The organism is Deinococcus marmoris DSM 12784, assembly GCF_000701405.1.
Classification (GTDB): Bacteria; Deinococcota; Deinococci; order Deinococcales; family Deinococcaceae; genus Deinococcus; species Deinococcus marmoris.
Map to the genome: position 1 here is coordinate 65,877 of NZ_JNIV01000010.1, position 9,968 is coordinate 75,844.

At 63.6% G+C, this 9,968-nt stretch carries 9 protein-coding genes and 1 pseudogene; 3 read left to right on the forward strand and 7 right to left on the reverse strand.

Going from position 1 to position 9,968, the window contains the following annotated elements; genetic code table 11:
- Positions 1–14: 14 nt before the first annotated feature.
- From fabZ to Q319_RS0103820, 3 genes are all read right to left on the reverse strand, one after another.
- Positions 15–443 (reverse strand): 3-hydroxyacyl-ACP dehydratase FabZ, encoded by a 429-nt coding sequence (fabZ, locus tag Q319_RS0103810; RefSeq protein WP_029480649.1) that lies wholly within the window; start codon positions 441–443, stop codon positions 15–17.
- A 79-nt stretch (positions 444–522) separates the two neighbouring features.
- Positions 523–1,563, reverse strand: coding sequence for a rod shape-determining protein (mreB, locus tag Q319_RS0103815; protein ID WP_029480650.1), 1,041 nt, complete (start codon positions 1,561–1,563; stop codon positions 523–525).
- Positions 1,564–1,719: 156 nt separating this feature from the next.
- The gene (locus Q319_RS0103820; protein WP_029480651.1) at positions 1,720–3,552 is read right to left on the reverse strand and encodes a S9 family peptidase; all 1,833 of its coding nucleotides are present in this window, start codon (positions 3,550–3,552) and stop codon (positions 1,720–1,722) included.
- A 124-nt stretch (positions 3,553–3,676) separates the two neighbouring features.
- Between Q319_RS0103820 and Q319_RS0103825 the strand changes: the two genes are divergently transcribed.
- Positions 3,677–5,194, forward strand: a complete 1,518-nt coding sequence (locus Q319_RS0103825) for a carboxypeptidase M32 (protein ID WP_029480652.1) — start codon at positions 3,677–3,679, stop codon at positions 5,192–5,194.
- Between the two features lie 411 nt (positions 5,195–5,605).
- Here the strand turns inward: Q319_RS0103825 and Q319_RS0103830 are convergent, their stop codons facing one another.
- Complete coding sequence (locus Q319_RS0103830) at positions 5,606–6,121, reverse strand: RNA 2'-phosphotransferase (protein WP_029480653.1); 516 nt, start codon at positions 6,119–6,121, stop codon at positions 5,606–5,608.
- 107 nt (positions 6,122–6,228) lie between these two features.
- Here Q319_RS0103830 and Q319_RS0103835 point away from each other — a divergent pair, with 107 nt between their 5' ends.
- Positions 6,229–6,882 carry a DUF4291 family protein gene (locus Q319_RS0103835; RefSeq protein WP_029480654.1) on the forward strand — a complete coding sequence of 218 codons (654 nt, stop codon included), beginning with the start codon at positions 6,229–6,231 and terminating at the stop codon, positions 6,880–6,882.
- A gap of 70 nt (positions 6,883–6,952) precedes the next feature.
- Here the strand turns inward: Q319_RS0103835 and Q319_RS0103840 are convergent, their stop codons facing one another.
- The 3 genes from Q319_RS0103840 to Q319_RS0103850 form a co-directional block, all read right to left on the reverse strand.
- Positions 6,953–7,813: a carbohydrate ABC transporter permease gene (locus Q319_RS0103840; protein ID WP_051655079.1), complete on the reverse strand. Its 861-nt coding sequence runs from the start codon at positions 7,811–7,813 to the stop codon at positions 6,953–6,955.
- Positions 7,803–8,735 (reverse strand): carbohydrate ABC transporter permease, encoded by a 933-nt coding sequence (locus Q319_RS0103845; RefSeq protein WP_034413626.1) that lies wholly within the window; start codon positions 8,733–8,735, stop codon positions 7,803–7,805. The genes Q319_RS0103840 and Q319_RS0103845 overlap by 11 nt, the downstream gene beginning before the upstream one ends.
- A 179-nt stretch (positions 8,736–8,914) precedes the next feature.
- Positions 8,915–9,694, reverse strand: coding sequence for an extracellular solute-binding protein (locus tag Q319_RS0103850; RefSeq protein ID WP_245618950.1), 780 nt, complete (start codon positions 9,692–9,694; stop codon positions 8,915–8,917).
- 31 nt (positions 9,695–9,725) lie between these two features.
- Between Q319_RS0103850 and Q319_RS27810 the strand changes: the two are divergent.
- Positions 9,726–9,968: pseudogene (locus tag Q319_RS27810) on the forward strand (IS4 family transposase); the annotation flags it as partial.

Here is a 9,968-nt window from a genome sequence, read left to right on the forward strand (position 1 = left end):
GTCCTGCCCCCGGGTCACCCCTTGCCCACCGCGAACAGAATCGTGGCCTCCGCCGCCACCTGTCCGTCCACCTCCGCGCGGCAGGTGGTCTTGCCCAGGCCCCGGCGCATGAATTCCAGCTTGGCGTACAGGTGCAAGGTGTCGCCGGGAATGACCTTGCGCTTGAATCGTGCGCCGTCGATGCCCGCCAGATAACCGATGGTACCGGGTTCCAACGCCTCATGCATGCAGAAGAAACTGGCCTGGGCCAGCGCTTCAGTGATCAGCACGCCGGGCATCACGGGTTCAGTGGGAAAGTGGCCGGTGAAGAACGGCTCGTTCACGCTCACATTCTTGATGGCGTGGACCTCACCGTTCTCGACGCTCAGCACGCGGTCCACCAGCAGAAAGGGAAAGCGGTGTGGCAGGGTGGTCATGATCTCTTGAATCAGGATGGGTTGCATGGGGGACTCCTTGATGGGGGCATAGACGGCAGCAGGAAGAAGGCTCTGAGTTCTCCTCCCGCAAGCCTGACTGTTCTACCTAACGGCGCAGGTAATAGTCGCTGGAGACCAGACTGTCGCCCAGCACGGAAAGCATATCCAGCGCCATGCCGGTGCCGACAGCCACGGCCTCCACGGCATTCTCGGCCACGGAAACGGGGATGCCGGTGGTCTGGCGCAGCAGTTCGTCGAAGTTGCGGAGCAGGCTGCCGCCGCCGGTCATCACGATGCCCCGGTCAATGATGTCACTGACCAGTTCAGGGGGGGTGATTTCCAGCACGCGCTTGACCCCCTCCACGATGCGGGTCACGGGTTCGGCCAGGGCTTCCACCACGTCGCGGCTGTCCAGGCTAATGGTGCGGGGCAGGCCGTTGATCAGATCCCGCCCGCGCACCTCGGCCACCAGATTCTCGGAATCGTTGAGCAGCATGGCCGCGCCCACCTTGACCTTGATCTCCTCGGCAGTGCGCTCGCCGATCAATACGTTTTCCTTGCGGCGCACGTAGCGGATGATGCTCTCGTCGAACTCGTTGCCCGCCACGCGCATGGACTCGCTGACCACGATGCCGCCCAGCGAGATCACGGCCACGTCGCTGCTGCCCCCGCCAATGTCCACCACCATGCTGCCCAGCGGCTCGGTGACCTTGAGGCCCGCGCCGATGGCCGCTGCCAGCGGTTCCTCGATCAGAAAAGCGCGTTTGGCGTTGGCGTTCAGGGCCGCCCGCAGCACCGCCCGGCGCTCCACGTCGCTGACGCTGCTGGGTACGCCCACCATCATCTGCGGCTTGAAGCCGAACAGCCGCCCGGCGTTGCCCTGCACTTTCGCCAGGAACATGGTGATCATCTTCTCGGTCAGGCCCTCATCGGCGATCACGCCGTCCTTGATGGGCCGCACCGCCACGATGCCGCCGGGGGTGCGCCCGATCATGCGGTACGCTTCCTCGCCCACCGCGCGCACCTGCTTGCTGTCGCGGGTCATGGCGATCACGCTGGGTTCCTGCAACACCAGTCCCCGGCTTTTCGTGTAGATCAGAAACGTCGCCGTTCCCAGATCGATTCCAATGTCTTCTGACAGCCTCACGCTATGCCCCTCCGCTTCACTCCGTCCTCCCGGGGTCTCCCCCAGTCAAAACGCACTGATCGTATCACGCGCTACAGGCGCTTCCCGGCAGGGTTGGATGAGCGATTTTGCAGAGGGCTGGACAGGGTTCTGGTTACCCAGTGCTGCTCCGCTTTGCTACAGCCGCCGTTCCAGATAATCGGCCATCAGGCGGTAGCTGCGGGTCTTTCCGGCGATGTCGCCCGCGCCGTGGCCCTCGTCGCCAAATTCGACGTATTCAAAGTCCCGGCCTTCCTCGCGCCCGTCTGCCAGCAGCGCGTCGCGGAAGCCACGGGCCTGGTTGATCGGGCAACGGGGATCGTTGGTGCCGTGCATCATGAACAGATGCGCCTTCAGATCAGCGGCGTGCGTGATGGCGCTGCGGTCCCGCCACAGTGCAGCGTTCTCCAGCGGATCGCCCATCATGGTGCGGAAGTAGTAGCCCAGTTGCGGCATCACGCGGCTGTTGTCCTCGTACAACTGATGCAGGTCCGTGATGCCCACGATGGGCACGCCCACCTTGAACAGATCGGGCTGCTTGACCACCGCCATGTAACTGAGGTAACCGCCGTAGCTGCCCCCGAAGATGCCCAGGCGCGTGCCATCGACTTCCGGCAAAGACTTGAGGTATTCCGCCCCAGCCGTGATGTCGGCCAGATCGCGCCCGCCCCAGTCCAGCAGGTTGGCGTCGCGCCAGGTCACGCCGTAGCCGCTGCTGCCGCGCACGTTGGGACACAGCACCAGATACCCTCGGTCCGCCAGAAACTGCGCCTGCGCGTCGAAGCCCCGGAAGAATTGAGCGGTGGGGCCACCGTGCGCGTGGATCAGGGCGGGGTAGGTTTTGCCTTCCTCCAGCTCACGCGGCTTGTAGAGGATGGCCGGAACTTGCAGCCCGTCCCCCGTGGGGTAGTGGACATACTCGCCCGGCACGAAGTCGGCAGGATCAACGTCGCCGTAATCAGCGTCCAGCAGCACTTCGGTGGTGTCGTCCGCGAGGTTGTAGAGCAGCACCTGCGGGCGGGTGGTGGCAGTCACGTAGCTGAACAGCAGGTGACTGCCGCCGCGCGCAAATTCGGTTCCCACGGCCAGCCCCGGCGGCAGCTTCAGCTCACGCGCCTCCCCAGTGGCCGTGTCGTACAGCACCGGGGTCAGGGTGCTGTCCACGTTGCGGATTACGCTCAGCCAGCGCCCGTCCAGCGAGAAGCTGCCAGGAGACTCCTCGATACGCTCATCGGCGGGAGTGAGCCACTGCACCTCGCCCGAGTCCACGGTCAGCAGCCCTACTCGCCTGTTTCCGTCCGCGTCGCTGCTGGCGGTCACGCGCAAGCCGTCCGGGTGCCACTCGCCCACGCTGTCCTGACTGCCCTCGCGCACGCGCAGGACACGCTTCAGGCCGGAGCCATCCGCATTCAGCACGTAGCCGTCGGTGTTGCGGAGGTCCGCACTCTCGTTGGTGGTCAACGTCAGCCGCGCACCGTCGGGACTCCAAGCGGCGGCCTGGGTGGAGTTGGGCAATGCGGTCAGCGCCGTCCAGGCATCTTCACCCTCTTTCGACAGGTCATAGACATGCACGTTCATCTGCCCGCCGCGCGTGCTGTTGACCAGCAGGCACTTTCCGTCCGGGTGAGCAGCAACGGCGTAATCCATGCTCTGGGCCTCGTGCTGTAAAGCCCTGATCTCGCCCGACTCCAGATTCAGATCGAACAGCGCCTGCCGCTCATCCCCATTCTGATCGCGGCTGAGGAAGATGCGCGAGTCGTCCGCCGCCCACACGAAGCCCGCGCGGATGGCCTTGGGGGCCTGTCCATCCGTGATCTGACGGCGCTGGCGGGTCTCCAGATTCAGCGTGTACAGCTCGAAACGCCCCGTCCAGTCGGCGTAAAAGGCCACCTGATCGCCGCCGCGAGAGACGTTCAGCGCCGCCACGGTGGGCAGGGCCGCCAGGGCTTCCAGGGAAATGCGTTGGGACATGAAACGAGTGTTCCACACACAACGCGGGAGGAGCATGAAGGAATGGCGATAAGCCAATCGGCCTAGCCTGCGGTCTGACGGCTTTTTCGGCGTTGCCCCTTTCCCCCTGCGCTACGCTCTCGCCATGACTTCCAATTCAGCCAACGATACCCAGTGGGCAGACCTCAAGGCCCGCTGGCAGGAACTGAGTGATCTGGGCGGCATCGGTTCGCTGCTGGGCTGGGACCAGAGTACCTATCTGCCCGCCGGGGCGTCGGCGGGGCGTTCGCGGCAACAGTCGCTGCTGTCGCGCATGGCGCACACCCGCGCCACCGATGCCGGGTATGGAAAGTTGCTGGACACGGCGCAGAACCGCACGGACCTCTCGCCCGCACAGACGCGCATGGTGGCACTCGCCCGCAAGAATTTCGAGGAAGCCACCCGCTTTCCTGCCGACTTCGTGGCCGCCTGGAGCCAGCACGGCGGCGACAGCTACAGCGCCTGGACCACTGCACGCCCCGCCAACGACTTTGCGCGCATGGTGCCGTATCTGGAAAAATCGCGCGACTTCAGCCTTCAGGCGGCGGGCTACTTTCCCGAATTCAGCGATCCGATGGACTACTTCATCGATCAGTCCGACGAGGGCATGACGGCGCAGCAGGTGGGTGACGTGTTCAGCAAGTTGCGCGAGGCGCTGGTGCCGCTGGCCGACGCTGTGATCGGGGCCGGCACTCCGCGCACCGATTTCATGGGCCGTCATTACGACAGCGCCACGCAACTGAAATTTGGCGAGTCGGTCATCCGCGATTACGGCTACGACTTCGAGCGGGGCCGCCAGGACCTGACCCACCACCCCTTTATGACCCGGCTAGGCGGCCAAGACGTGCGGATCACCACCCGCGTCAAGGAAAATGACCCCACCGAGGCGCTGTATTCCACGCTGCACGAATCCGGCCACGCCATGTACGAGCAGGGCGTTCTGGATGAGTATCTGGATACGCCCATCGGCGGCGGCGTCAGCTCCGGGGTGCATGAAAGTCAGTCGCGGCTGTGGGAAAACCAGGTGGGAAGAAGTCGCGCCTTCTGGGCTGCCTATTTCGGCAAATTCCGCGACGCCTTCCCCGGTCAGCTCGCGGGCGTGTCCGAGGACGAGATGCACCGCGCCGTGAATACCGTGGCCCGCAGCCTGATCCGCACCGACGCCGACGAACTGACCTACAACCTGCATGTGATTACCCGCTACGAGCTGGAGCGTCAGCTTCTGGGCGGTGGGCTGGCCGTGCGTGACCTGAACGAAGCGTGGCACGCCGCCTACCAGGAGAATCTGGGCCTGCGTGCCCCCAGCGACGTGAACGGGGCCTTGCAGGACGTCCACTGGTACTTCGGCAGTATCGGCGGGGCGTTCCAGGGCTACACGCTGGGCAATGTCCTGAGCGCGCAGTTCTATGCCGCCGCCGAGAACGCCAATCCGGGCCTGGAAGCCGACATCGCCCGCGCCGATTTCAGCCGCCTGCACGGCTGGCTCAAGGAAAACGTCTACGCGCCGGGCGGACTGTACAAACCCGCCGAACTGGTGGAACGGGCCACCGGGCAGGCCATGACCGTGGAGCCGTATCTGAAATATCTGCGGGGCAAGTATGGGGAGCTGTACGGGGTGAGCTGAGGGGGTTGGTCCTTTAGCCCTGGCCCAGCGGATCGGCCAAGTTTCCCTTCTCCGGTATTGCGTTAGCTTCCGCAAGTTGCCACTTTTCTCAGATGGCGCTGGGGGGGCGTCTGCGTTTCCCCCCACCCAGCCTCCCCCGCAAGGGGGGTGGGGCTAAAGGCCAAGGAGCGTTGTTTCATTCAGCGCGCGAAATCGCCACCGAAACAGCCTCCGAAGGCCGTCGGGCGCGCAGCGCACGGGCCACATTCGGCGTCACGGAGCAGGGCATCAGACCCGGAGGCCGCCGCCCTCTCCCGCCCAGAATGCCCAATCCTCCTGCCTAGCGCAGCGCTGCTCCCACTGCCCCTCTGGGGTAGGGGGCTGGGGGGTGGGGCTGCCCGAACAGCATTTCAACCCAGCCTCCCCCCACCGTCACATCCCCGACAGAAACTCCGCAGGCACCGCATCCACCAGCCACACGCCGTTCTCCGACTTGTAAAAGAGCCAACCCGCCGCGTGCATCCGGTCAGCCCGCACGGTCAGAACCACGGCAGACCCGCGCCGCGCACCCACTTTCCCTGCCGTCTCCGTGTCAGGCGAGAGGTGAACGTGGTGCCGGTTCATGGGGCGCAAGCCCTCGCGGCAAATGATAGGCAACGCGCCAGGGAAGGTGCCGTGATACAGCACAGCGGGCGGGGTCTGCGACGTCAGTTCCAGATCGACGGGAACACTGTGGCCCTGATTGGCCCGGATACGGTCCCCGTCCAGCGCAAAGCGTTGCTTGTCGGAGGCAGCCACCACCCCCTCCACCTGCTCGCGGGTCACGTTCAGATGGAAGAGCAAAGGCTCCAGCGGCACCCAGCCGCCGGGTTGCAGCGTTAGCCCCGCCTCGTGCGGCGCGTGCCTCAGCAGATAGGACAGGCGGTGCGAAAGTTGTTTCTCAGTCATGCGGGTATTGTTGGCGATGCAGCGGGCAGACACATCGGCCACACGGACGCGGCGGCTAAGCCGTCTGGCGCTTGTCGGACGGCTGGGCGCGGCAACATGCTGGTGCCATGACCCTGCCTGCCGAACTCCACGCTGCACAGACCGCGAGGTGGCCGCAGACGGGCCGCCACATCCTGGCCCAACGCGGTGAACTGAAAGGCCAACCCACCATCGTCGTCTATCAGGCATACCGTCCAGCGATTGCCGATTACGCTGTCCAACACGGGCACTTCGGCGGCCCCTACAGCTTCTCGCGCATGAGTTGGGTCAAGCCCAACTTCCTGTGGATGATGTATCGCTGCGGCTGGGCCACCAAGTCCGATCAAGAGCGCGTGCTGGCGCTGACCGTGACCTGCGCCCGCTTCGACGGCTGGTTGGGGGACGCCGTACCGTCTACCGTGACCGCTTCCAGCCTGTCCAAAGATGCTTGGCATGCTGCCGTGGCCGCCTCGGATGTGCGGTTGCAGTGGGACCCAGATCACGCCCCTGATGGCCGCCCGCTGGCCCGACGCGCGGTGCAACTGGGACTGCGAGGCCGTGCGCTGGCCGACTTTGGCCGCCCGCCAGACGAGGGAGGCGCACTTCTACGAGTGGAGGACATCACTGGATTTGTTCATCAGCAACGTGAAAATCTAAGCCAGCCCGAGCTTTTGCTCACGCCCCGCGAGGAGGTTTACCGACCGGCAGACGAGGCGTTGGTGGCGCGGCTAGGTCTGGACTGAGCCTGTCCGAAGCAATGAAAAAATCACCGAAGACTTTCCTCGGTGACTTCTGCCTTGCAAGAGTTCCCGCCTACTTGTCCTCGCTCAGCGCAAAGCCCCGGCTGAACTGCTCCTGAAGCAGCGTGAAGACGATCAGCGGCGGCAGCATGGTAATGATCGCGCCCGCCATCACCGCGCCCCAGTCGGTCTGGCCGCCCACCTCGATCAGTTTGCGCAGGCCCACCTGCACCACCTGTTTTTCATCCTGCTGCACAATGACCAGCGGCCAGATGTACTGGTCCCAGGCGTACACGAACTGGATCACGGCCAGCGCGCCAATCGTGTTCCAGCTCATCGGGATCAGGATGCGGGTCAGGTAGCGCAGCGGCCCGCAGCCGTCGATGCGCGCGGCGTCGGCCAGACTGGTGGGAATGTTCAGGAAGTGCTGGCGGAACAGGAATGTCCCGGTGGCACTCGCCAGAAACGGCACGATGATGGCCGCAAAGGTATTGGCCCATTTCAGGTCCTGGCTGACGAAGTCGAACAGCGCGATGATCAGCACCTCGGTGGGCAGCATCAGCGACAGCAGCACCAGCGTGAAGGCCGCACCCTTGAGGGGAAAGCGGAAGTACACGAAGGCCAGCGCCGCCATCAGGGCCAGGATGGTTTTCCCGGTGGTCACGCTGATCGCCACGATGGTGCTGTTGAGCATGTAACGCCCCAGATTGGCCTCCACCCAGATGCTGCTCAGGTTGTCCATGAACGAACCCCCCGGCAGCATGTTGGGGCTGATCACCTGACTGGACGCCTGCGTGGACTTGATCAGCGCGAAGATCAGCGGCGTGCTGATGATGACCACCGCCAGGATCAGCGCCACGTGTGTGGGCCAGCTCGGTCCCCGGCGGCCCGGCCCGCGCCCGCCCGTCTTCACTGCTTCAGAATTACCCGCCATAATGCACCCTCTTTTCCCCTACCTTGAACTGCATATAGGTAATGAACGCCACCAGCATCAGCATCAGCGCGGCCTGCGCGGCGGCCACCCCGCTCTTGAAGTTCACGAAGCCGTCCTGATAGAGCTGATAGACCAGAAATGTCGTGATGCCCGCGTTCTGGAAGTACGGCCCGCCGCGCGTCAGGATGTCGGTCAGCGCGAAGGAGTCGAACAGCGCCGAGATGATGTTGGTAAACACCAGAAAGAACGTGATCGGCGTCAGCAGCGGAAAGGCCACCCGCCAGAACACCTGCGCGGGCGTCGCGCCGTCGATCTCGGCGGCCTGCATCACGTCGCCCGGCAGGTTCTGGATACTTGCCAGATAAAAGACGATGTTGTACGCCAGACCCTTCCAGATAGCCGCCACCACCACCAGCCCGAAGGCCAGAATGGGATCGTCCAGCCAGCGCGGCTTGACATTAAACAGGCTGCCCAGAATCTGGTTGACCACCCCGATTTCGGGGTTGAACATGAACAGCCACAGCGTCCCCGCGATGGCCGGGCTCAGGGCATAGGGGTAGATCAGCAGCAGGCGGTAGTACTTGGACCCGCGAACAGGGCGGCTGGCCAGCCACGCCAGCCCCAGCGAGAACAGCAGCCCCAGAGACACGGTCAGCACCATGAAGATCAGCGTTTGCAGGGCCACTTGCCGGTAAGCCGGACTCAAGAGCAGCTCGGTCACGTTCTGGAGGCCCACAAAGCGCTCGGTGCCCAGGATCAGGTTGGCCTTGTAAGCCGCCAGCCGCAGCGTTTGCAGCGCGGGCAGGTAGATGAAAACGGCCAGGATCAGCAGGCTGGGCAGCAGAAACAGCCAGGGCATGGCCGTGCCACGGAAGACTGCATTGGCCTCGGTATTGGCCGTGGTCTGGGCGGGTTTAAGCAAGAGAGGAACCTCCTTGGGTCCGTGTGAGAACACAGTCAAAACAGTGTCGGGGATGGAAGGGTTCAATTTAGACTGTTTTGAGGCAGGCCGTGTCAGAGTGCCGTCTTCCGGCCCTCCCACAGTCCCGAAAAACCGCCCAGGCCCCGGAGTGGGGTGGGCGGCTCAAAACCTGGGGGAGCTTATTTGAAGTTGGCGTTGTATTCGGCCAGCGCGGCGTCGGCCCGCGTCTTGGCCTCCTTCAGCGCGGCGTCCACCGGGGTGCCGTTCAGCACCTTCTGCCACGCTTCCTCCACGATCTTGCGGGTCTGCGGGCCAGCGCCGGTCAGCGCGCCTGCCGTGGCAGGGCTGGCAATGGTGTTGGTCTGCTGGTTAAAGGCCACCAGTTGCAGCGGCGCTTTGGTAAACCAGCCCTCGCCGCGCAACAACTTGATGCTGCTCTCGCGCACCGGGTAGTAGCCGGTCAGCTTATGCCAGGACGCCATATTCTTGGTGTTGGTCATGTACAGGGCAAAATCCAGCGCACCTTCTGCCTTGGCTTTGGGAATGGCCTTGGCGATCCACAGGCTGGCCCCGCCCAGAACGACGCCGTTGCGCTTGGTCCCGTTGGGAATGGGCAGCACGCCCACGCCCAGCTCGAACCCGGCCCGCTTGGCACCGTCGGAGTTGTTGCCGATCTTGGAGGTGGACGTGATGTGATAGACGACTTTCTGGTTGGTGAAAATCGCGTCACTGCCGTCAAAGTCCTCGATCTTGCCGGTGTAGCTGTAGTACTTGTTGTCCTGCAAGGTCTTGAAGAAATTGAAGATATTTTTGGCGGCCTTGCTGTCCAGGTTGGTTTCGGTGGCGCGGCCCTTACGCCCGTTGTCGTTGTTCAGGAAGGTCTGGCCTTCAGTACCGGACAACTCGATTTCAATAGCGTCCTGAACAGCATTTTTGACATTTGAGCATTTGGTTGTCATCTGGGACGGCGAAAGGCGGCTTCTTGGAGTTATGAGACACGAAGAAGCCGCCCAAATCGACGCGATCAAGTTTGCCCAGCTCTTGAAAGAGCGCTTCCCCTTTTTGCGACGCGATACCTTGCAACGCGTCGAAGACGCCATGTGTTCGCTGATCGAGCAACGCTCTACCAATCAACAGCAGTGGTCCCAGGCCATGCCTGGGACCAGCTCCCCAGAAGCCAAGAAGAAGCGTCTGGGACGGTGTATACAGGACCCGAAATTGAACGACGATTTC

Coding starts and splice junctions, on each gene's coding strand:
- Q319_RS0103835 (WP_029480654.1), top strand. CDS start 6,229: ATGACCCTGCCTGCCGAACTCCACGCTGCACAGACCGCGAGGTGGCCG.
- Q319_RS0103820 (WP_029480651.1), bottom strand. CDS start 3,552: ATGTCCCAACGCATTTCCCTGGAAGCCCTGGCGGCCCTGCCCACCGTG.
- fabZ (WP_029480649.1), bottom strand. CDS start 443: ATGCAACCCATCCTGATTCAAGAGATCATGACCACCCTGCCACACCGC.
- Q319_RS0103850 (WP_245618950.1), bottom strand. CDS start 9,694: ATGACAACCAAATGCTCAAATGTCAAAAATGCTGTTCAGGACGCTATT.
- Q319_RS0103830 (WP_029480653.1), bottom strand. CDS start 6,121: ATGACTGAGAAACAACTTTCGCACCGCCTGTCCTATCTGCTGAGGCAC.
- Q319_RS0103840 (WP_051655079.1), bottom strand. CDS start 7,813: ATGGCGGGTAATTCTGAAGCAGTGAAGACGGGCGGGCGCGGGCCGGGC.
- Q319_RS0103825 (WP_029480652.1), top strand. CDS start 3,677: ATGACTTCCAATTCAGCCAACGATACCCAGTGGGCAGACCTCAAGGCC.